This window comes from Pantoea sp. E956-1, assembly GCF_982223955.1.
Genome location: NZ_CEUYZP010000011.1, coordinates 1 through 21,022, shown reverse-complemented (window position 1 = coordinate 21,022; position 21,022 = coordinate 1). Strand labels below are relative to the sequence as shown.

The following is a 21,022-nucleotide window of genomic DNA, read 5'->3' as shown; positions in this document are numbered from 1 at the left end:
TCTCTCTGTATAGCTCTTACAAACCAACACCAACTTCTCAGGATTTCAGTATGTTAAACAAGCTGAAAAATTTATTTTCAGGTAAGGATGCAGCTGAAGACAGTACAGCAAAAAAATCTCCTTCAGGATACTTTACACCTTCCACAGGCGCTGAGCTGCTGGCTTTGCCACACAGAAAAAAGCTTTTAAAACAGCTCTGGGATAACACTTCGCTTCCTGAAAATGTGTATGAAAGACTTTATCTGGAACCCCTCAGAACGCTCGCGCAAACCACCCAGAATGTCCCAGCCACTTCAGCTGGAGAATGGAGCTCAGAAGGCGGATATCTTGATTTGACGATCAAGTTTACAGCCTACAGCGTCAGATTAGCGAAGGGGTATATGTTTCCACCCGGAGCTGCTCCTGAGGAGCAGGCTGCGCAAAATTCTTTATGGAATGCTGTGATTTTTTGGGCGGCTTTATTCCATCATCTGCCATTACTGGCTCACTACGAAGGCGAGCTTTTGGATGGTAGTTCCTGGCCTCCCGGGGTTAAAGCACCAGACAGTATTTTCAGGTTCCGGAATATTGCTAAAGATGCCGGCAATGCCAGTGGACAGCCATTAGCAACATTTATCGCCGCCCGACTTTTGCCGCAAGACGGAGTTTTATGGCTTTCTTCCAAACCTGCTGCTTTTAAGGCTATGACTCTTCTGATGCATCAGGGGGTAAGTGGAATACCTTTAATTGAGGAGATCATTGCAAAGGCAAGGGAACTGGTGGGCTCACCTGAACTGCATGCTCCAGGTGTTTTAAACCACACACTGACGACAGCAGAAAGTCATCCTTCTACTAAAGAGACATCGCCGATTCTAGGCTTAGAAGATACGCTAAGTCTGACAGCTTCAGGAGCGAGTCTGGAACCTGCAATTGATGAAAGCATTGCGAAGAGCCACCAACTCGGCTCGACATCTTCAGGGGAGGATCTATCTGCTAATCCAGAACTTGCAGATAATCTGGACGCTTTGCTCTCATCAGCTTTACCACATTCTGGAACTGACCTAAATCTGGTCCCAGATAAACTGCAACAAGGCATAGAAAATACAGAGCCAGAGCAAAAGGTGTCGGAGGACACTGCTCAGGTTCAGGAGGACGACACCGCTCTTTTACTTAGCATGTTTGCTGTTGATAAAGACAAGGATGACAAAGGATTAGACACAGACCACCATGCTGAAATGCCTATTCACGCATCCGCTTTTTCGGAAAATTCGCAGGAGTCAAAACTAGAGCCAGTATCTCTCGTAAAGGAGGCATACCTAGCCGTTGATCCTACAGTAAAAAGCAATAATTTAGACTTGGAAGATACTGTTACCCAGGGGGAAGAACTGGAAATTTGTGTTAAGGAAAAATTAAATGATGAAAATCTTATGGCAGTCATTGAAGAACCAAAAAATAATATAACTGACATTAATGATTTAGGTCCCCAGTTTATTTCATGGCTATCAGAGGGGATTGAAAGGGGAGACCTGAGTATTAATGAGAATGAAAGCTTAGTGCATACAGTAAGTGGATTCTTATTCGTATCGTTACCTGACACCATATTCAAATTCATCAATTCTAACTCTCTTGAAGTAGATAAAAGGAAAGTACAATCAGCAATAGAGAAAATGAATATTTTACATTCTAAAAATGACAATCGTTTTTTCAGGGCTCGTATATATGAAGAGGTTGAATTTCAGGGAAAATTTAAGAAAAAAAGCGGTTATATGTTGAAGTCTTCAAAGATATTAGGGAGGGGGGGATTTACCGGTGGGGATGGAAAATATATATTTATAGATGTTTAGTTAATAGGGAATCCGAACGGATTCCCTTAATATCAATTAGCGAGAGCGTTTTTTACGACATCAGGGACAGACGGGCGCCCTTTAACAAGGCAGGTTGCTACAAATACAGCCTCTGCGTACACTGAACCATTTACTAATATCTGCTGAACGAAATTGATACGGTTCTTTTTTTCATTTTCCGCAACGGAGCATGTGACCTGCATTTCATCACCTTTTTGCAGGCTTTTCTTGAATTTCATCGTGTACTCAAGAATCATGTGAATTCTACCTTCAGTGAATTCCTGCTCCAGATCCAGACCAAGCTCATCTTTCATAAACGCATGGCGCGTCCATTCCATATAGAATGGATAGTAAAGTCCGTCAACAACACCTTGAAAATCAACATGTTTTTCGTCAACGGTAAAATCTTTAGTAAACATTATAAATCCTTAAAATAATTCAGAAGCGCAAATCGCATTGGGAGCATCAAATTTTCGAACTCCTTTTGCGATGTGTCTTCTCCAGTGCAGACATTGAGGGCCATACTTACATTGTCCTCAATGCCGTAAATAAAGCTTATGCCATGATAAATATTATGCTCGCGACGCTGTTTGTCGATAATGTTATCTTTGTCAATCTTAAGGGCTTCATCCCATATAACTGTGCTAACATCACCCTTCCGAATCTTGGTTAATTCGATACCTATTTTTATCAGAAGACTGTCTTTGTATTTACCTTCATAATAAAACTTGTTATCCCAATCTGCGTAACCATTGCTCTGATGAGCACAGATCAGATTATTCTCTACAAGTAAGGTAGATACGTATGTGGTTCGCTCAAATTTATCTAAAAAATTAATTACCTCGTTACTACAACGATGGAAGTTAATTTTTATTTCTTTTGAATCCACTTTATTCTCCGACACTCTATTACGTTCTCTTTTTTTACATTTATTATTTCTTTGCCTTGAATCTGAATTGTATCTTCATCCAAAACTAAGATAACCCCTATCTTTATGCCATCAGCATGCCTGATGTAACACAACTTACCATTATTAGGGTCGATATTTATCTCATTAGATACAATGCAGAACTCTCCGAAATTTACATACGGCTCACCATAGACGCCGCCAATTTGTATGAGCTCAACATCAGCCAGCTGCCGGCTTGCAAGAATAAAAAGAGTGTCTTCGTCTAGCGTGGTGTATTCAGCAAACTGAGGAGGAAATCCTTCGCCAGTTAAGATCCATTCCGTTTCAACATGAAGCCCATGCTTGTTGAAAAATTCAACAATCACATTGAGTGCCTGGATTTTTTTGACAGGAAAAGCACTGCCGGCTTCCCAGCGTGTGTAAGAAGTGTAAGACAGGTCCAGTTTTTTTTCATGAACATAGGCAACCAACTCTTGAGGAGAAGTGCCGGTTGCAGCTCTACAGCATTTAAGCCGCTTCCCAATCGTATCTAACATGCACACACCATGAGGCTAATTAATTTTATGATTTTAAAGGAAATTTATAAGCATTAAAGGTAAATAAAAAACAATCGAACGCAAAATAATTGCGTTTTTTTCATCAGTAATGTTAATATGTAAACTATAAAGTTATTTAGTGTTTAACATTATCATAATATTGCTCTTTCTTAACACAAACCTGTTTGAGCGAGGGTTAGCGCGGTTTACATGGCAGCGCATTAAAATTTCAGGGGCTCAGTTCGTTTTCATATGGAATTTTATTTATGGCTAATTCCACAACAAAACTTAACAAGGAGTCAGTAGCTATGCCCTCGCTCGAAAACGATAAAAAATTAGCCCCTCTGGTTTACATAGGTCCCGCAAGACGAGTAAAAACCGAGCAGGCTGCTATGTCAGTCGGCTCCGCGTTCGGAAGAGTTATGACGTCATCAAAGCTCATACAAGGCCTGATCGACCGTTATTTAGATACTTACGTGAATGAAATAACGGCCCGCAAAACTTAATAATCTGATTGTTTACTTCTTTATATCTACTTGACGGTAGAGGGGAATTTCATGCCTGAAAAAGCTACTGATATACCTTTTTCGACTGAGGCGGAACAGTGCGTGCTTGGTGCGCTGATGCTGGAAAATGATCGATGGGATGACGTCAATCTACTGCTGAAGAAGGAAGATTTTTTCATTTCTGGGCATCGCGCCATTTATATGGCTATGTCTACATTGTCTGCCGCGTCCCAGCCTTTTGATCTGATCACGCTTAGCGAGAAGCTGGAGCGCAGTAATGATCTTGAGCGCTGTGGCGGTTTCGCTTATCTGGCGGAACTCTCTAAAAATACCCCTTCAGCTGCCAACATTATGGGCTATGCCGCCGTCATGGTGGAGAAAAGTCGTTTACGGGAGCTGCTTGTGGTTGGCAATGCCATTCTTGCCGACGTGCATCACCATCGCCTTAGCGCGCCGGAGGTTGCTGAGCATGCTGAAAATGCCCTTTTCAAACTAAGTGAGCAGGGCGTTTTTCAGAATGCAAAAGAGCTCGAAGTAACGGAAGCGCTGGACTTACTGCTTAGCAAACTTGAATCAGCTACAGGATCAGACAATTTTATAACCGGCACTCCAACAGGTATGGCAGCGCTGGATTACATGTCCTGCGGACTTCAGCCAGGGGATCTGATTTTGCTGGCCGCCAGGCCATCAATGGGTAAAACCTCTATGGCGCTGAGCTGGTGCATTGGCGCATTGCTGGGACGACCGAAACAAAGTGTTTTCATTTTCAGTATTGAAATGCCTACCGAACAGCTGATGATGCGGCTGCTTTCCATGCGTAGCAAGGTAGAGCTTAGTCGTCTGCGCAGCGGTGATCTTGGTGACACTGAATGGAATCTCATTAGTAAAGGGGCTCACGAACTGGCCGAATGGCGCAATCGACTTATCATCGATGATAACAGCGCCCAAACCCCGGCAACGCTTCGTACCCGTGCGCGCCGTTATATCCGTAAGTACGGGCAGCCTTCACTCATCATGGTCGATTATCTGCAGCTGGTACGTTGTCCTGGCATGGAGAACCGCACGCAGGAAATCGCCGAGATTTCACGTTCTCTTAAGGCATTGGGCAAAGAACTCGGCTGCCCGGTGCTTGCGCTCTCCCAGCTTAATCGTCAGGTAGAACAACGCGCTGATAAACGCCCTAATAATGGCGATCTTCGTGATTCCGGCGCGCTTGAGCAGGATGCTGACCTGATTAGCTTTATCTACAGGGATGAGGTTTATAACGCCGACACTAACTGTCCAGGGCAGGCAGAGATCATCATCAGTAAACAGCGCCAGGGGCCAACCGGAACCCTGAAAGTGCAGTTTGATGGAAAATATACGCTGTTTTCTGAGTACCCTGAAGGCAGTTATGACCTCGGATACGATGACAGGAAGCAGTACCGATGAAAAAAATCCTGCCTGAAGGTTCAATTGCTGGAGTAGAAAGCACGCTTACGCGGGTGTTTACGCTTGATCAGTTACGTCCTAATCCTGACGACCCGCGCAAAGCGCGTAATCCGCGCTTCGACTATATAAAAGAGTCAATCAGGGCTCGCGGACTTGCCTCCGTGCCGATTGTTACTCGTGACCCACGCCTTCCTGATGGGATATGGACGTTCAGTGACGGGGGTAACACCCGGTATGCAATTCTTAAAGAGCTTTGGGAAGAAACGGGTGAAAGTCGGTTCAATGAGATTTTATGCGCCATTAAACCCTGGCCTGGCAGATTAAATTGCCTGGTTGGTCATCTGGCCGAAAATGAAGGGCGCGGATCACTGACGTTTATCGATAAAGCGTTTGGCGTGCAGAATGTCCGAAAAATTCACGAGGAAACGGTTGGTCGGAAGGCAACCTTACGTGAGCTGTCAGCTATTCTGGCGAAGGAAGGTCTGCCCGTTCACTATTCCACAATAAGTCGGATGGAAGACACTCTGAAGCATCTTTTTCCCTGGATGCCGACCCTGCTGACATCCGGTTTCAAACGAGAAAGTATCAACCAGCTTCTGTCGCTCAGGCAAAGTGCCGAAAAAGTATGGGACAACTGCTGCCTTAATAAAGGCATTGAGCCTGTTAAAACCTTCGCAGAGGTGTACGGCGGGTGTTGCCAAAAATTCGACGATCCTGAAAGCTGGTCTCAGGATATGTTCCTTGACGAGCTTATTGGTGATCTGACTGATGCGCTGCCTGATGATGAAATGGACTATGACCGTTGGCTGCTGGAACTTAGAGACGCCAGAAAACCAATGTTGCACGCTGGGGATCTTGAGCAGGAGGTCTTGCATCAACCTCAAGCGTCAGTCGTGCCAATTGTTGGGGCCAATGATAATGATGAGGCAGTTGCTCATACGGCAGAAACAGAGATTGAACCAATCGCTGCTGATATACCGCGAAATAACGAACTCCACATTACAGAAGAAACGACTCCCTCTAAAGCCTCTGATTGGCTTGATGATATTCAAAGCGAGTCATCTCCGGTTGTACATGCAGAAGTCGCTTCATCAGCGTTTGAAACACATACTGCAACTGATGGACAATCCCCTCAGTCTGCTGAATTCACTGCAAATAACCAATCAGATGTTTCTTTCTGGCAAATAAATGCCCTTCAGGACGATATCGAACATCTGCAAAGCATGGCCTATCGACTGTGCTGGGATATCAGCGAAGCGTTAGGCTGTGCTGAAGGTTTCGAGCCGGCGAGCGAAGACGAAAACGCCCCAGGTTATCGTATGGCATCTGCAGAAACTTCACATCCGGCTGCACTACTTCTGGCTTCGCTCACTGGCACCGGTGCTGACACCGTGAATATGGAGCTCGTTGTAAATCTGCTGATCGGTACATCTGAATCTCATCCTCCTTTACTCAATGACGATATGACCCTGACGTTATTTCGCCTGGTCAGGGTGCTTCGTCGCCTCCGCGAACTGCAGCGACAGGCCGCTGCTCCGACTTATGCCTTAACAACTGAAGGGTTGCACAATGAACACTAATTTATCCCGCGCTGCTAACGGTTTTCTGCTCGATCTCGTTATGGAGCTTAAAAATGGTTTCATTCGTCGCTGTGACAAAATGGGATTGACTGGGGAGGAAATCGCCGCACTCAAGGATATGACGATCGAGGATATTCACTACATCTGTAACAGTGAGGTTTCTGTGCTGTCGTTCCAGATAAACCATGAAAACCTCAGCCGGCTGCTGTATCAGGCGCGGACAGAGCAGACACGGCTTAAAAGGCTCGATCGTGCCCTGGCCTTGGGTGGCTCAATTGCGCTGCTGTCCCACTTCTTTGGCCTACCAAGCAGCGAAGTTGCTACCCGCCGCCGCATTGCCGGCATAAAAGTTCGTGCCGGTCGTGGAACGGTCATATCTGACGATGAGAGCGCCCGGCTCTGGTCGATTTGGGATAATAGCGGCAAGACGGTCTCCTGCGACACGGAAGAAGGTCTTGAAATCATGTTGCTTGCGGCTGAGGAAATGAACATTCCGCTTACCGCCGTCTGGAATACGATCCGTAAATGGGAAAGTGAAAAGCTGACCGCTGCGAGTCGAAGAATGGCATAAGAGCCTGCCCGCGGCTTAAGACAGAGCGGGCATGAACATTCACTGTAATAAGTAAGCTAAGGGGCTCATCGTGAAGCTAAATGAAATTATCCCGGGTCTGAAAGCGCCGGCTTCGGCTCCATCTGCCATTTGCAACAAGGCCGCCAGAGCGGTACACGGTTTCTATAAGGGGGAGCGTAACTTTAAGCGGCTCCATGAAAATCAGACTGGTTATTACAAAATAGATATTGGCCCGTTCTGGCGCTTACTCAGCAGAGATGAAGGCCAGACCTGGATAATGATGAATCATGAAAGATACAACACTGCGATTCGTAACTGAACGCGAGAGAGACTGCTTAGCGGTACGCTTCCAGGCGTAGCGCTAAGTGTTTTTTATAGCCACGATCCGCATAAGGGAGAGTAATGAAGCTTCCGGATGACAGCCTGATTAGCCACGCTGTCAAAAAAATGAATGACCGCCTGCAGGCGCGTGAGTCGGGAGAGCAAAATAACTTTGCGCGCGGCGGGCTGCTGTTTATGGGTAACGTGCATGATGCACTTCCCCGACGATTGTTGCTGGATACCCGGTTATCTCCTCTCGATAAAATGGCCTGGATAATTATTCGCCTGCACGCCCAGCATAACGACGGCGCGGTATTTCCTTCTTATGACGATCTGCAGCTTCAGCTGGCAACGCCGGGCAAAGGTAAAGCCTCCAGAGAAACCATCAGCCGGGTATTGCTTATGCTGCGCATTACCGGCTGGCTGAGCCTGTGTAAGCGTGTCCGAGATGATAAGGGACGAATAAGGGGAAATATTTATGCGCAGCATGACGAACCTCTGGCATTTGCAGATGCCGAGTTACTTGATCCTCGCTGGCTTCAAACGGTAGCGGAGGCGTGCTTTAGCAGCAATAAGACAATAAGCCAGACGGCAAAAACCATTATCAATGATGTTTGCCTTGATCCCGCCATGCGTCATCACCGAAGTCACCTGGCGGTTATAGAAGGACGGCTGGGGGCAGCGCAAAATCCCTCTGACATGAAAAATCGTATGCAGCTAATGCATCCCGGTTCGGAATCCGAACCCGGTGACAAAGGCTATAAAATATTACCGGATTCGGATTCCGAACCCGGTGAAAAAGCCCCTGAAAACAACAGAGTTCGGGAACCGAACAGTTACGTACGTATTGTTAATAACAATACTAAAAATACATACGTACAGCAGGTATCTGCTCTGCCGGAGAAATTTGCCAGCCTGCTCAGTGAGCAAGACCGTAAAATGCTGAGCGCACAGCTTCAGGCGCTTCAGCCAGAACAGGCACAGCTGGTTTTGCAAAACCTCGGCAGGGCCATGAAAGAAGGCACTCTGCAGAATCCGGTGGGATGGATGCTGACCGTGCTCAAGAAAGCGCGAAAGGGCGAGCTTTACCAGCCGCAGAGGGAATCCATCGCTAAACCTGTACCCGCCCGGCCTGAGTACCGGCCAGTCCAGTCCGAACGGCCTTCGCGCCGGCAGGTCACTAATGACGCCCGCGTGCGGGACATCATCCAGCGTGTGCGATCTCACATTCATTCTGACCGCTCTGACAATGACTAAGTCAGCTTCCGGATGGGAGTGTCAGGCGCTCAGTGTTGCACGCTGCAACAAAGTACAAAAAGTAAGCAGTGTTGCAGCCTGCAACAAAGTACGAAAAGCGAGCAGTGTTGCAGCCTGCAACAAAGTACGAAACGTAAGCAGCACTCCGCTCCGCAACTCCTTTTTCTGCGGAAATTTTCTGTTTCCGAAAACTGATTTTGAATTGTTCATTCGCTCCTCAGGAATGAGGATGCCCCTTCAGCATAATCGATGCCTTTGCCTAACAGGAGACAGCTATGGCCGAACAAACCACCCCTCAGGCCACACCACGCCGCTCGGGAGCCCTGCAGTCATCACTTTCCATTGACCTGCATTCACACTACGCCATTCGCCTGTGGGAAGGCCGGCGCCGGGATGAAATACCGAATCAGGGTAAAAAAAGACCAGAAATTATCGGTATGCCGCAGGCTATCTCGCGTGCAGGGTTGGCCGGGCGTGATTCTGCCGCCGGCAACCCTTATGCCGATCAGGTTCTCGTACGTCTTGAGGATGCGCTGAAAGCCGCTACCGACCGGATACATGAAACCATTGAAAAGGTTGAACGCGTCCTTTCGGCTATCCCGGCAGGTATCAATCTGTCTGACGTCTCATCCGTTGAGCCCCTGAATCTGGATGTCTTCAGCCGATCGCCTCTTGGCTACCGCTGCGTGTGGCTTCTGGTGCACTTTGACCAGCTAGCCCTCAAGGTTTTCCAGGCATTCCATTACGGTCTGATTTCGCTGTCGGAACGTGATCAGTACCTTAACGTTGGTGGTCACGCCGTGCGTCAGGTCTATGGCGTCATTCAGGGATACAAAACCGTGCCGGTGACCTATGACGATATCCGCAATAACACCGCCCGGGGCATCGCCGCTGCTGAAAAGCTTGGCAAAATTGATCCGGCCATCCTTTCCGGTGAAAAGCGATCCTCTTTTTCCCCGCTTCTGACAACCCCTGCTGAGAATGTCTGACATGAAAAACATACTGATTACCGGCGCCGTCTGCGCACTTCTTACCGGCTGTGCCGGCACCGACCTGGCCGCCATAAACAAGAACATCAGCGATACCGCTTTCAGCGTCAGTAAAACCCTTCGTAGCGGTGGCGAAGATCCAGGCAATGGCATGCCTGTAATGACAAAAGCGTCAACTGGAGCAACCGAAAGTGTCAACCGCGAATTCAGCCTGCCGGTTGACATCGATACCGCCGCCGCCCGTCTCAAGCGACACTACGGCTATGTCACCCCTGATGAGATCGCCCATATTCGCAATAAAGACCGTAACAGCCGCTGGGCCGCCGCCGCGATAGAAGACAGCCATCCGGTCTGGGAAGCTGTACAGGGCAGTTCTTACCGAATGGGCAGTGATGTAGGTGACAACGATCATATGGAGATTGAGCTGCAAAAAAACGGGGCCGGCACGCGCGCTTATGTCACATACCGGTCGCCGTCGGCATCGCACCTGACCGGCAGCGCATTTGAAAAGCTGATGACGGAAGTTAAGCAAGTCGCATCAGGCAAGGTCCGTTAATCCGGGAGGTCAGCTGTGCAGCTTTATCTTTGTGAAAAACCGTCACAGGCAAAGGATATCGCCAGAGTGCTGGGCGTCAGTCAGCGCGGGCAGGGATATATCTCAGGCGAGAACGTCACCGTCACCTGGGCGGTGGGGCATCTGCTGGAAACTGCCACGCCCGAGGTTTACGGTGAACAGTTCGGGCGGCCATGGCGGGCAAACGTGCTGCCGGTGATCCCCGAAACCTGGCAGATGGTGGTTAAGAAAGAAACGGCAGATCAGTTTGCCGTGATTAAAAAGCTGCTGAAAAAAGCCCGCGAGGTAGTGATCGCCACCGACGCAGATCGCGAAGGCGAAGTGATTGCCCGGGAACTGATGACGTACTGCGGCTACCGTGGCGCTATTCGCCGCCTGTGGCTGTCCGCGCTGGACGAGGGCAGCATTCGGCAGGCGCTACAGAACATGCTGCCCGGCGAGAAAACCGAAAAACTGTATCAGGCGGGCGTCGGCCGTTCGCAGGCCGACTGGCTTATCGGGATGAATCTGACGCGCCTTTACACCCTGAAGGCCGGCGAGGCCGGCCATGCGGAGATGTTTTCTGTGGGGCGGGTACAGACGCCGACACTCGCTATAGTGGTTAACCGCGACAATGAGATCGCGAACTTCACCCCCAAACCCTGGTGGCAGGTCAGGGCACAGCTGGAAAAAGACGGCGTCACTTTTCACGCCGAGTGGGTCGGCGCAGAACAATACTGCGACGAGGAAAAGCGCTGCATCAATCAGCCGATTGCCAATGCCGTTCTGCAGCTCTGCCAGAAAACCGGATCGGCTATCGTTCTGACCGCGGAGAAGAAGCGGGAAAAAACGCCCGCCTCGCTGTGCTTCGATCTCGGCACGCTTCAGCAGGTGTGCTCCCGAAAGTGGGGGATGGGGGCCAGCCAGGTACTGACCATTGCGCAGGCGCTTTATGAGACCCACAAGGCGACAACCTATCCGCGTACCGACTGCGGCTACCTGCCGCTGTCCATGCGGGACGAGGTGGCGGACGTTCTCCGGGCTGTTCTGGCATCCGACCCTTCGGTCGGTCCGGTGCTGTCGGGCCTGGACAAAAGCTTTATGTCCCGGGTATGGAACGATAAAAAAATCACCGCTCACCATGCCATCATTCCCACGCGCCAGGCATTTGATCTGGCGCGCCTCAGCTCAGACGAGCTGAAGGTTTATCAGCTTATTCGTCAGCACTACCTGGCGCAGTTTATGCCGCTGCAGGAATCTGACGTCACCGGCGCGACGTTTAACCTGGGAAACCAGCTGTTCCGGACGCGCGGACGCGTTACCGTGGTGCCCGGCTGGAAAACGCTGTTCAGCGGCCTGCAGGAGGACGACGAGGCGGAAGGCGAAGAGGACGCGCCGGCCAGCCTGCCGCCGCTCGACAAAGGCGACGTATGCCGCGTGAAGGGCGGGAGTGTAAAAGACAACGTGACGAAAGCGCCCGCGCCCATGACCGAGGGCACGCTGATTGCGGCCATGAAAAACGCGGCCAGCCTGGTCAGCGATCCCCAGCTCAAAAAGGTGCTGCGGGAAAACGCCGGGCTGGGTACGGAGGCCACGCGCAGCGGCGTGCTGGAAACGCTTTTCAAGCGTCGATACCTGGAGAAAAAAGGGAAACACATTCACTCCACTCAGATGGCCCGCGAGCTGATCGCCGCGCTACCGGAGACGCTGACCAGCCCCGGCATGACAGCTCTCTGGGAGCAGGCGCTGGACGATATCGCGCAGGGGAAATCGGATCTGCACGGCTTTATGCAAAAACAGGCGCAGTGGACGCGTCACCTAATTGAAAAGGGGCGCGCGCAGCCGTTTCACGTCACAGTGCCGGTCGGTCCAGACTGTCCGCTCTGCGGCAAGGCGATGCGTCAGCGAACGGGTAAAGAGGGCACGTTCTGGGGCTGCGTTCAGTACCCGGAATGCAAGGGGATCGTTGGTGAGGCCAACCGCAAAACAAAACGCCGGGCCGCCGGGAAGCGCAGGAGCAGCGGGCCAAAAGCCCCGGGCGTTTTACGGGTGGACGGTTGACATTGCGAACGCGCGGCCTAAAAATAAAAGGGCTTATCCGTCGTCTCTGACGACCACCAATGATTCAACAGCCTGAGAGAATCGCCTTCGGGTGGCTGAACAGAAAGCTCCTGTAGCCTGAAAGGGAGCGCACATCGTGTGGTACATCTGCGCACCTTTGGAAGCAGATATCGTCAACATATGGCACCTACTGCCTGACGATCAGGGTTTATTCAACTAACCAGACAGTCAGACTCACCTGAATCTGACTCCCCGACGGGAAGACTTCTCCCGTCCGGGCCGAAGTTTTCTCCGTCGATTTTTTTTGACCCCCGGAGATAACATCATGTCTGTAAACAACGCGCAGTCCGCCACCACCACGTCCGCCGCCAGCCGCAACGATTACTTTAACCTGACCATAAAAGGCCTGGGTTACCTGAGTAACGTCCGGCAGGTTAACGCGCAGTCCGGCACCTTCATCAGCTGCGTGATCAACGCGCTGTCCGGTCCGAGTGACAGTCCTTCCTACGTTCGTTTTGACGTAACGGTTGCTGGCAAAGAAGCCAGTAGCCTGATTAACCGCTGCCAGAAGGCGGTTGATGAGGATAAGAAGGTGCTGATCGGGTTTTCTCTGAGCAACCCGTCAACCGACATTTTTCAGCTGAAAAACGGTGAGCACGCCGGCGAAAGCCGCGTCAGCCTGAAGGCCCGACTGATCAAGGTAGACTGGATTAAAATCGGTCAGGACATGGTCTACAAACCGGAACGCAGCGATGCGCCGCCGGCACAGAGTGGCTCAGAGCAGGCGCCGTCCTACGCTGACAACTCGTTCTGATTTTACCCTCCCAAATCTGCCCTTTCACGGGCAGTTTTACGGCGTTTGCAGGGTTTTGACTGCCGCTGTAATCTCCACCATAATTCCCTAAAGGTTACTGACGATGCCTGTCATACTTCGGCTGAACGGTTTTCGGTTCTTTTTCTACTCCAACGAAGGCAATCCGCGTGAACCCGCGCATATCCACGTTTCCAAATCTGGCGCTGAAGCTAAGTTCTGGCTTGAACCCGTGGTGGCGCTGGCAAGAAATGACGGATTTGACTCACGGACCCTTAAAGAGCTGTTCGTACTGGTGAAGCTACACAAAACGACACTACTGGAGGCCTGGAATGACTATTTCAGCTAGAGACGTCCGGTTCGATGACTCCACCATGTGGGTTGAACTCACGGACGATCGCACGCTTGGCGTACCGCTGTCCTGGTTTCCGCGGCTGCTTGACGCCACGCCCGAGCAGCGCAACGACTACGAACTATCTCCCCGTGGCATACACTGGGACGCCCTTGACGAAGACATCTCCGTTGAGGGGCTGATACAGGGGCGCGGTGACATCACGCACCCTCCTCATCAGGTCGCCTGACGCGCCCTGCCTGAACGCTGACCCCGGTCGGCGTTTTTTTTTGGATCCGGAAAAAGAGTTGTTCGTGGAAGCCCGCTGAAGAGTTCCGCACAGTGATGCCTGTTCTGTCACCTACAGGAATCTTCAGATGAAACTACACGCCCTCGCCGCCGTTCTGCCCTTCGTGCTGCTGACGGGATGCGCCACACCGCCCCAGAAGCTGCAGGAGCGGGCGCCCGTCCAGCCGACGCCGTCGGTCAGCGTCTCCCGCAACGTCCAGACTCCGGCCGACGATCCCTACGGGCGCGCGCCGGAGGTAGTGCGCTACGACCGTTACCTTCTGGTCAGCACCGACCCGCAGGCAGCCCAGCAGGATCCGCTTTCCCAGATTATTGACATCCGCATTCCCCCGTCCGTACAGCCCACGGTCGCCGACGCCATGCGCTATGCCCTGAAGCAGTCCGGTTACTCGCTCTGTCAGACCGGCCCGGCCAACGGCGTGCTATACCGGCAGCCGCTGCCGGCGGTGCAGTTTCAGCTCGGCCCGATGCGTCTGCGCACCGCGCTACAGGTAATGGCCGGCGCGGCCTGGCAGCTTGAGGTGGACGACGTGCAGCGCGTGGTGTGCCACAGCCTGCGCGCCGGTTATCAGCTTCCGGCCACCCAGCTGTCGCCGCGCACCGCCACACTGCCTGAGGCGTCCGGCAACACCATTTCCCCGCCGGTGATTCAGGGCCAGCCCGTACGTGGAGGGTTTCTGACAAAATGAGCAACCCCGCCCTTGATGAAGACGATTTCGCCGGTGAAGTGCAGCAGAAGCCACGCAAAGGCGCGGCGATTCTGCGCCGACTGCCGCTTTATGGCGGCGTCGCGGTGGCGCTGGCCGTGGCCGGCCTAACGTTTGTTTCCCTTAAAAGCGTGAGCGCGCTCGATCAGCGTCTCGCCCACGTCGAAAAACAGCAAAACGTGGTGTATTCGCAGGCGCTGACCCAGTCCGATCTTACGCCCCTGCAGGACAGCCTGAAGGCGTACGGTGGAGATCTGAAACGGCAGCAGCAGCAGATCGCCGCCCTGCAGGCCGCGCTGAAGGAGGACCGGAGCGGCCCGGCGCTTGTCGCCCTGCAGCAGGCCGTCGGCGATCTCAGCGCCGCCCGGCAGAGCATGCTGGCGCAGCTGTCCGGGCTCGACGCGCAGCTGAACGCGCTCCAGGACAAGACGAAAGAGACGCCTCACGCCAACACCCCGCCCGCCGTAAAAAAGCAGGCACCCGCTAAGCCACATCGTGCCGCCCATAAAGTGGCACGCCGGGCGCCGTTTGTGTTGACCGGCGTGGAAAAGCGGGGCACCACGTCCTTTGCCGCCGTAGCCCCGCAGGGCTTCAGCGACCTGTCGCAGATCCGCCTTATCGGCGAAGGCCAGTCCGTGCAGGGCTGGACGCTAATCGGCGCCGGATACGGACAGGCGCAGTTTCGGGTAAACGGGCACGTAACCACCGTTAACGTTCACTAACGGAGTCGAAATGAAGATAAAAGCACTGATTCTGTTGCTACTTACCTGCGGCGGCACCGCGTATGCGAGTATCCAGACCACTGACAGCCAGGGCCAGGCTACGGACGCGCAGCACACCGCTCAAAGCGCGGTTCAGGATCTGCAGCAGCAGGCGGGGCAGTGGGGGCTGAACCAGCAGGACTATCAGCGCTATAAGCAGCTGATGAACGGCCCCCGGGGCACGCAGTCGCCCGGCCTCGATCCACTCTCCACGCTCGGCATCGAGGCGCGCAGCGCAGAAGAGCGCCGTCAGTACGCCGAGAAGTGGGTAAAGCAGGAGTTTGCCCGCACGCAGAAAGAAATGGAATTTCAGCGCGAGGTGAACAGCGCCTGGCAGCGGCTGTACCCCAACACGCTGGCGGTTAACATGGGTAACGCCGCCGGCATTGCCCACGACACCGGCGGGCGACTGGCGCTGTTCGTGAAGTCTGCCGGATGCACTCAGTGTGACGCGCGACTGTCCGCCGTGCTGGCCGACGACCGTCCGGTCGATATCTATCTGGTTGACAGCCAGGGCGACGATGACGCGCTGCGCAGCTGGGCCAAAGCGCATCACATCCCGCTGGACAAGGTACGCAGCCGTGAGATCACGCTTAATCACGACGGCGGCCGCTGGATGCGGTTCGGCAACGGCATGATGCCCGTGGTGCTGCAGCAGGGGGAAAACGGATGGCAACTCGCAGCGTACTGACCGGCGCGGCCCTGCTGCTGCTGGCGTCGGCAAACTGCTGGTCATCCGGTATGCAGACTGTACCCGACGGCTATACAAAGGTGGCGCGCCAGCACGGCGTGCCACCGGAGGCGCTGTATTCGGTTGCTCTGCAGGAATCCTCCCGCACGCTGCCTCGGGGCGTACGTCCCTGGCCCTGGACGCTGAACGTGGCGGGCAAGGGGTATCGCTACAAAACCCGGCTTGAGGCCTGGCAGGCGCTGCAGGTGTTCATGAAAACCCATTCCCTGAAGCGCATTGACGTGGGCATTGCGCAGGTCAACCTTGGCTGGAACGGCGATCACTTCACGTCCACCTGGGAAGCGCTGGATCCGTACACCAACCTCAACGCCGCCGCTGTTATCCTGCGCGAATGCTGGGACCGTAAGCCCGGCAGCTGGCTGGACGCCGCCGGCTGCTATCACCATCCCGCCGGCGGACAGGCCGCCGCGCGCTACCGCTCCTTTATCAGAACAAAGCTTGCCACGCTGCAGTCGCCGCCTTCGCAGCCGGCCCCCGTGGATAACAGCCCGGCGCCGGCTCCCGTGCAGCTGGCGGACAATACCCCTGTGCCCGCTGCTACTTCCAACACCGGATTCGTCTGGATTGAACCCAGGAGCCCGAGACCATGAAAAACGTCCGCTTTCTTGCCATGCCCCTCATCCTGCTGTCGCTCTCGTCCCACGCGGAGCTGAACGTGCTGGCCGACCTCGGAGGACAGAGCACGCAGGCCATCTTTGACGCGGTTAACCGGCAGGACTCGCCGGCACCCGTTTCCGCGCCGCCCGCCCAGGGTGAAGCGGCCATGCTGCCCGTTATCACGCCGGAAATGTCGCCGGGCACGGTCAACCCGCGCGACCTGCAGCTGCCCGGCATCGGCGCGCTGTTCATCATCGGGGACGATGATGTATCCCGGTCCTGGCTGCGGCACAACGCGCAGCGTCTGTCGACCAGAGGCGCCGTGGGGCTTGTCGTGAACGTGGACAGCCAGGACTCCCTTGACGGGCTGCGCGGCCTGGCGCCCGGCATGACCCTTGCCCCGGCCTCCGGTTCGGATCTGGCGCGCCGCCTGCAGCTGACGCATTACCCCGTGCTTATAACCGACGGCGGGCTGACCCAGGAGCCCGCGCCATGATGGGGACGCCCCAAACCGTGGCCCTGCTGCTCTCGGTCAATCCGCTGCTGGCCGCGGGGCTTATCGTCCTGCTCGTCGTCGTCGCGTGGCTGTTTCGCCGGGAGACGGCCACTGCCCGTCGGCACCGTCGTTATCGCGCCACCGCAGCGCGCGTGCATCAGCGCCTGCGCGAACTGAACGGCGACGGCCAGCGGATGAGCTATCTACGCAAAATAAATCCCTACGTTTTTGAGGAGCTGCTGCTGCTTGCCTTTGAGCGGCAGGGGTTGAAGGTCGAGCGCAACGCGTCCTACAGCGGTGACGGCGGCCTGGACGGCAAAGTGTTTATCAACGGCGAGTGCTGGCTGATACAGGCCAAACGCTATAGCCGGGCCATTTCCCCCGGTCACGTCCGGGATTTTGATGCGCTGCTCTCCCGCGCCGGCCAGCGCGGATTTTTTATCCATACCGGCAGAACCGGGCAGATGAGCCAAGCCGTCTGCCGTACCTCTTCCCGGCTTAAGATCATCAGTGGGCAAAACCTGCTGAGGCTGCTGTCCGGCATTTCACTGAAGGAATGGTCCCATGAGTAACCGCTACGTTATAGAAGCGCTGCTGCGCCCGGCCGTTGAGCTGAACACGGCCGCCGTGGCGGGCACCGCCGCCGTGGTGTGCGTCACCGCGCCCTGGGCGGTCGCCCTTGCCCCCTCCGTCAGCTACGTTACGGCAGGCGGCTTTGCCGTGCTGTCCATCGTGCGGGCCCGTCAAGGCATGCAGGTGATCCGCTACCGGCGCAACCTGCGCCGGCTGCCGCGCTACGTGATGACCTCCCGGCAGATCCCACTGAGTAAGCGACGGCTCTTTATAGGCAGGGGATTTCGGTGGACGCAGACGCATACCCAGCGCCTGCGCGACACGCTGCGCCCCGAGGTCGCCCACTATCTGCAGCCGTCCAGGCTGTACCAGCTGGCGCGCCGCGCCGAGGAGGCCACGGAAAAGCGGCTGCCCGCGCTGAGCAAACTGCTGAATGCCGACTCTGTTCTGAATCCGGTCCGCCCGCTGCCGCCGGTCGGCGGTAACCCGGCCATACACGGCATCGAACCTAACGAAATCGACGTCACGCTGGATCTACGCGAGCGCGTGGGGCACACGGTGGTCTACGGCACGACACGCGTGGGTAAAACCCGGCTGGCCGAGCTGCTGATCACTCAGGACATCCGGCGCGGCGACACCACGATCGTGTTTGATCCGAAAGGGGACGCTGACCTGCTCAAGCGCGTGTGGGCAGAGGCGCACCGCGCCGGTCGTGGCGACGAGCTGACCATCTTCCACCTCGGGTGGCCCGACATATCGGCCCGCTATAACGCCGTGGGGCGCTTCGGGCGCGTTTCTGAGGTGGCGTCGCGTGTGGCCGGTCAGCTAAGCGGCGAAGGCAACAGCGCCGCATTCCGGGAGTTCGCCTGGCGATTCGTGAACATCGTGGCGCGGGCGCTCGTTGCACTAGGAGAACGGCCGGACTACACGCTGATCACGCGCTACGTGAATAACATCGCCGACCTGTACCTGCGCTACGCGGTGAAAGTCATTACAGACAAGCTTCCCGACCTGAGCAAGCAGATCGAAAACAACCTCAAACTCTTTGGTGATGATGACGTGCCCCGCAACATGCAGGGACAGCCGGATGCCGTGCGCATCTGGGCGTATGAGGTGGCGTTGAGCTCCGAACTGGGACAGCAGCTGTACGACCCGATACTGGACGGCCTGCGCTCTGCCGTGCGCTACGATCGGACCTACTTTGACAAGATAGTGGCATCCCTGCTGCCTCTGCTGGAGAAGCTGACCACGGGCAAAACCGCCGAGCTGCTGTCGCCCGACTACCTCAACATGGACGACCCGCGTCCGATCTTTGACTGGGAGCAGGTGATCCGTAAAAAAGGCGTTGTGTACATCGGCCTGGACGCGCTGAGCGACAGCGAGGTAGGCAGCGCCGTGGGTAACAGCATGTTTGCCGATCTGGTGAGTGTGGCCGGCCACATTTACAAGCACGGTATCAACGCGGGCCTGCCAGGGGCGGACGATCGCAAAAATCCGATTAACCTTCACTGTGATGAGTTCAACGAGCTTATGGGCGATGAGTTTATTCCCCTGATTAACAAGGGCGGCGGCGCAGGGATGCAGGTCACAGCCTACACACAGACGTCCTCTGATATTGAGGCGCGTATCGGCAGTGCGGCCAAAACCTCCCAGGTGCAGGGTAACTTTAACAACCTCATCATGCTGCGCGTGCGCGAGAACCGGACGGCAGAGCTGCTGACCACCCAGCTGCCGCAGGTGGAAATCTACAGCAAAACGCTGGTCTCCGGGCACCAGGATTCAGCAGACGTCACCGTTAATCACGACTTTACCTCCAGCACGCAGGACCGCGTCGGCACGATCAAGGTGCCGCTGCTGGAGCCGTCGGATATTGTATCGCTGCCAAAGGGCCAGGCGTTTGCCCTGCTTGAGGGTGGGCAGCTCTGGAAAATCCGCATGCCGCTGCCGGCCGGTGACGCCGCCGACGAGCACATGCCGGACGATATTACCCGCCTGGCCGAAGAGATGCGCCGGAATTACCACAGCAGCGAAGGGTGGTGGAACGGCGGCGCGGCCGGTCACGGTGCCCTGAAAGGAGAAGACAATGGCTGAACCCCGTCGTAACGTCACGCCACAGAACCCACAACAGCAGCCGATTCCGCCGCGCGAGCACGGGCTGATTTACAACCTGGTCTGGGGCTGGCCGTGGAAGCTGGTCGGCATGATCCTGGCTTCTCTGTTCCTGAGCCTGATTGTGGAATACATCGGTATCGCGTTCTTCTGGCCGGAAATGGGTGCCGGACATAGCCAGCAGGTGATGACCACGGAAATGGGCTACCTGTCGTCGGATTTCACCCGCAGCCTTCTGCTCTCGGAACCTTCAGTTACCGTCACGCACTGGATCACTTTTGCCTATCAGTGGGCCTTTGTTGACAGCGGTTTCGTTGGCTGGGTGCAGTCGATGTATGAATCGGAAATGAACAGCGGCAACGAAATTTCCCGCCAGCTGAAATCGGCCAGCAGCTGGCTCGCTGGCTACCTGCAGCAGTATCTGCTTGCCAGCGTCTGGGTGGCCGTTGTAACGCTTATCCGGGTTACGATACTGACGCTCTCCATCCCGCTGTTTGTGCTGGTCATTGCCGTGGCCGTGGTAGAGGGGCTGGGACGCCGCGACCTGCGTCGCTACGGGGCGGGGTATGAATCGTCGTTTTTATACCACCGCGCAAAAAGGCTGATTAAGCCGGCGGTATACATACCGGCAATGGCGTACCTGTCATGGCCGTCGGCGGTCTATCCCAACCTGTTGCTGCTACCCGCGGCCATCATGCTGGGGCTTGCCATTACGGTAACCACAGCGTCCTTTAAAAAGTACCTCTGATCTCCCCTGGCCCGCAAAAGCGGGCCTTTCACTTGTTCAGATCACTTACCTTCTTTCATTAATTTTTATCCTTAGTGAAATCTGGTGCTTCCATGCCGCTAAAGCGGCATTCAGGGGCTGACTGCTCGCTGCGTACTAGCTTGGTTCATTTTATGCCTGCGTTGAATGTCTGCTTTGTGCCAGAAGCGGACGTTGCTGATTTTAATCTTCAAACAGGATCGGTATAGGCGACAGATGTAACAAATGACGTTTAAACTTCCATAGAGTTTTTAAGGAGAATAAATTTCATAT

25 protein-coding genes are annotated in these 21,022 nt (G+C 54.4%); 21 read left to right on the top strand and 4 right to left on the bottom strand.

The window, feature by feature from the left end; translation table 11 throughout:
* Positions 1 to 50 precede the first annotated feature (50 nt).
* Positions 51 to 1,823: a TraI domain-containing protein gene (locus tag AC0T7J_RS20635; RefSeq protein ID WP_473796567.1), complete on the top strand. Its 1,773-nt coding sequence runs from the start codon at positions 51 to 53 to the stop codon at positions 1,821 to 1,823.
* Between the two features lie 32 nt (positions 1,824 to 1,855).
* Here the strand turns inward: AC0T7J_RS20635 and AC0T7J_RS20630 are convergent, their stop codons facing one another.
* From AC0T7J_RS20630 to AC0T7J_RS20620, 3 genes are read right to left on the bottom strand one after another with little or no spacing between them, the layout of a single operon-like run.
* A complete protein-coding gene (locus tag AC0T7J_RS20630; RefSeq protein WP_158150148.1) occupies positions 1,856 to 2,242 on the bottom strand; it encodes an acyl-CoA thioesterase in 387 nt (128 codons plus the stop codon).
* Positions 2,242 to 2,712 (bottom strand): hypothetical protein, encoded by a 471-nt coding sequence (locus AC0T7J_RS20625; RefSeq protein WP_115388365.1) that lies wholly within the window; start codon positions 2,710 to 2,712, stop codon positions 2,242 to 2,244. Before AC0T7J_RS20625 ends, AC0T7J_RS20630 begins: the two co-directional genes overlap by 1 nt.
* A complete protein-coding gene (locus AC0T7J_RS20620) occupies positions 2,694 to 3,269 on the bottom strand; it encodes a hypothetical protein (protein ID WP_115388366.1) in 576 nt (191 codons plus the stop codon). The genes AC0T7J_RS20625 and AC0T7J_RS20620 overlap by 19 nt, the downstream gene beginning before the upstream one ends.
* A 266-nt stretch (positions 3,270 to 3,535) precedes the next feature.
* On the opposite strand from AC0T7J_RS20620, the gene AC0T7J_RS20615 reads away from it, so the two are divergent.
* The 6 genes from AC0T7J_RS20615 to AC0T7J_RS20590 all read left to right on the top strand — a co-directional run bounded on the left by AC0T7J_RS20615 (position 3,536) and on the right by AC0T7J_RS20590 (position 8,935).
* On the top strand, positions 3,536 to 3,775 hold the full coding sequence (locus AC0T7J_RS20615; protein WP_115388367.1) for a hypothetical protein: 240 nt from the start codon (positions 3,536 to 3,538) through the stop codon (positions 3,773 to 3,775).
* Positions 3,776 to 3,826: 51 nt separating this feature from the next.
* Positions 3,827 to 5,206, top strand: a complete 1,380-nt coding sequence (gene dnaB-PI / locus AC0T7J_RS20610; RefSeq protein ID WP_115388368.1) for an SPI-7-type island replicative DNA helicase — start codon at positions 3,827 to 3,829, stop codon at positions 5,204 to 5,206.
* Complete coding sequence (locus AC0T7J_RS20605; RefSeq protein WP_346437484.1) at positions 5,203 to 6,786, top strand: ParB family protein; 1,584 nt, start codon at positions 5,203 to 5,205, stop codon at positions 6,784 to 6,786. Before dnaB-PI ends, AC0T7J_RS20605 begins: the two co-directional genes overlap by 4 nt.
* Positions 6,776 to 7,357 (top strand): DUF2857 domain-containing protein, encoded by a 582-nt coding sequence (locus AC0T7J_RS20600; protein WP_473796562.1) that lies wholly within the window; start codon positions 6,776 to 6,778, stop codon positions 7,355 to 7,357. The genes AC0T7J_RS20605 and AC0T7J_RS20600 overlap by 11 nt, the downstream gene beginning before the upstream one ends.
* A gap of 70 nt (positions 7,358 to 7,427) precedes the next feature.
* Positions 7,428 to 7,676, top strand: coding sequence for a ParE family toxin-like protein (locus AC0T7J_RS20595; protein WP_115388371.1), 249 nt, complete (start codon positions 7,428 to 7,430; stop codon positions 7,674 to 7,676).
* Positions 7,677 to 7,759: 83 nt separating this feature from the next.
* Positions 7,760 to 8,935, top strand: a complete 1,176-nt coding sequence (locus AC0T7J_RS20590) for an STY4528 family pathogenicity island replication protein (protein WP_473796559.1) — start codon at positions 7,760 to 7,762, stop codon at positions 8,933 to 8,935.
* A gap of 21 nt (positions 8,936 to 8,956) precedes the next feature.
* Here AC0T7J_RS20590 and AC0T7J_RS20585 read toward each other — a convergent pair whose 3' ends face one another.
* The gene (locus AC0T7J_RS20585) at positions 8,957 to 9,145 is read right to left on the bottom strand and encodes a hypothetical protein (RefSeq protein WP_473796556.1); all 189 of its coding nucleotides are present in this window, start codon (positions 9,143 to 9,145) and stop codon (positions 8,957 to 8,959) included.
* Between the two features lie 65 nt (positions 9,146 to 9,210).
* Here AC0T7J_RS20585 and AC0T7J_RS20580 point away from each other — a divergent pair, with 65 nt between their 5' ends.
* The 14 genes from AC0T7J_RS20580 to AC0T7J_RS20515 all read left to right on the top strand — a co-directional run bounded on the left by AC0T7J_RS20580 (position 9,211) and on the right by AC0T7J_RS20515 (position 20,731).
* Complete coding sequence (locus tag AC0T7J_RS20580) at positions 9,211 to 9,924, top strand: PFL_4669 family integrating conjugative element protein (protein ID WP_115388373.1); 714 nt, start codon at positions 9,211 to 9,213, stop codon at positions 9,922 to 9,924.
* Position 9,925: 1 nt separating this feature from the next.
* Positions 9,926 to 10,480, top strand: coding sequence for a hypothetical protein (locus tag AC0T7J_RS20575; protein ID WP_115388374.1), 555 nt, complete (start codon positions 9,926 to 9,928; stop codon positions 10,478 to 10,480).
* Between the two features lie 15 nt (positions 10,481 to 10,495).
* Positions 10,496 to 12,538, top strand: a complete 2,043-nt coding sequence (locus AC0T7J_RS20570) for a DNA topoisomerase III (RefSeq protein ID WP_473796553.1) — start codon at positions 10,496 to 10,498, stop codon at positions 12,536 to 12,538.
* A gap of 325 nt (positions 12,539 to 12,863) precedes the next feature.
* Positions 12,864 to 13,352, top strand: coding sequence for an STY4534 family ICE replication protein (locus AC0T7J_RS20565; RefSeq protein WP_110412182.1), 489 nt, complete (start codon positions 12,864 to 12,866; stop codon positions 13,350 to 13,352).
* Positions 13,353 to 13,455: 103 nt separating this feature from the next.
* Entirely contained in the window at positions 13,456 to 13,698 is a 243-nt protein-coding gene (locus tag AC0T7J_RS20560) for a DUF4160 domain-containing protein (RefSeq protein WP_064703431.1), read from the top strand.
* The gene (locus AC0T7J_RS20555; protein WP_064703432.1) at positions 13,682 to 13,930 is read left to right on the top strand and encodes a DUF2442 domain-containing protein; all 249 of its coding nucleotides are present in this window, start codon (positions 13,682 to 13,684) and stop codon (positions 13,928 to 13,930) included. The genes AC0T7J_RS20560 and AC0T7J_RS20555 overlap by 17 nt, the downstream gene beginning before the upstream one ends.
* 127 nt (positions 13,931 to 14,057) lie before the next feature.
* The gene (pilL2, locus tag AC0T7J_RS20550) at positions 14,058 to 14,678 is read left to right on the top strand and encodes a PFGI-1 class ICE element type IV pilus protein PilL2 (protein WP_115388376.1); all 621 of its coding nucleotides are present in this window, start codon (positions 14,058 to 14,060) and stop codon (positions 14,676 to 14,678) included.
* Positions 14,675 to 15,418, top strand: a complete 744-nt coding sequence (locus AC0T7J_RS20545) for a DUF2275 domain-containing protein (RefSeq protein ID WP_147790068.1) — start codon at positions 14,675 to 14,677, stop codon at positions 15,416 to 15,418. Before pilL2 ends, AC0T7J_RS20545 begins: the two co-directional genes overlap by 4 nt.
* Positions 15,419 to 15,428: 10 nt before the next feature.
* A complete protein-coding gene (locus tag AC0T7J_RS20540) occupies positions 15,429 to 16,148 on the top strand; it encodes a TIGR03759 family integrating conjugative element protein (RefSeq protein WP_258996245.1) in 720 nt (239 codons plus the stop codon).
* Positions 16,127 to 16,798, top strand: coding sequence for a lysozyme family protein (locus AC0T7J_RS20535; RefSeq protein WP_115388379.1), 672 nt, complete (start codon positions 16,127 to 16,129; stop codon positions 16,796 to 16,798). The genes AC0T7J_RS20540 and AC0T7J_RS20535 overlap by 22 nt, the downstream gene beginning before the upstream one ends.
* On the top strand, positions 16,795 to 17,301 hold the full coding sequence (locus tag AC0T7J_RS20530) for an integrating conjugative element protein (RefSeq protein WP_258996247.1): 507 nt from the start codon (positions 16,795 to 16,797) through the stop codon (positions 17,299 to 17,301). Before AC0T7J_RS20535 ends, AC0T7J_RS20530 begins: the two co-directional genes overlap by 4 nt.
* Positions 17,301 to 17,873, top strand: coding sequence for a restriction endonuclease (locus AC0T7J_RS20525; RefSeq protein ID WP_473796776.1), 573 nt, complete (start codon positions 17,301 to 17,303; stop codon positions 17,871 to 17,873). Before AC0T7J_RS20530 ends, AC0T7J_RS20525 begins: the two co-directional genes overlap by 1 nt.
* The gene (gene traD, locus AC0T7J_RS20520; protein ID WP_473796547.1) at positions 17,866 to 19,965 is read left to right on the top strand and encodes a type IV conjugative transfer system coupling protein TraD; all 2,100 of its coding nucleotides are present in this window, start codon (positions 17,866 to 17,868) and stop codon (positions 19,963 to 19,965) included. Before AC0T7J_RS20525 ends, traD begins: the two co-directional genes overlap by 8 nt.
* Positions 19,958 to 20,731, top strand: coding sequence for a TIGR03747 family integrating conjugative element membrane protein (locus AC0T7J_RS20515; RefSeq protein ID WP_258996249.1), 774 nt, complete (start codon positions 19,958 to 19,960; stop codon positions 20,729 to 20,731). Before traD ends, AC0T7J_RS20515 begins: the two co-directional genes overlap by 8 nt.
* The last annotated feature ends 291 nt before the right edge of the window (positions 20,732 to 21,022 follow it).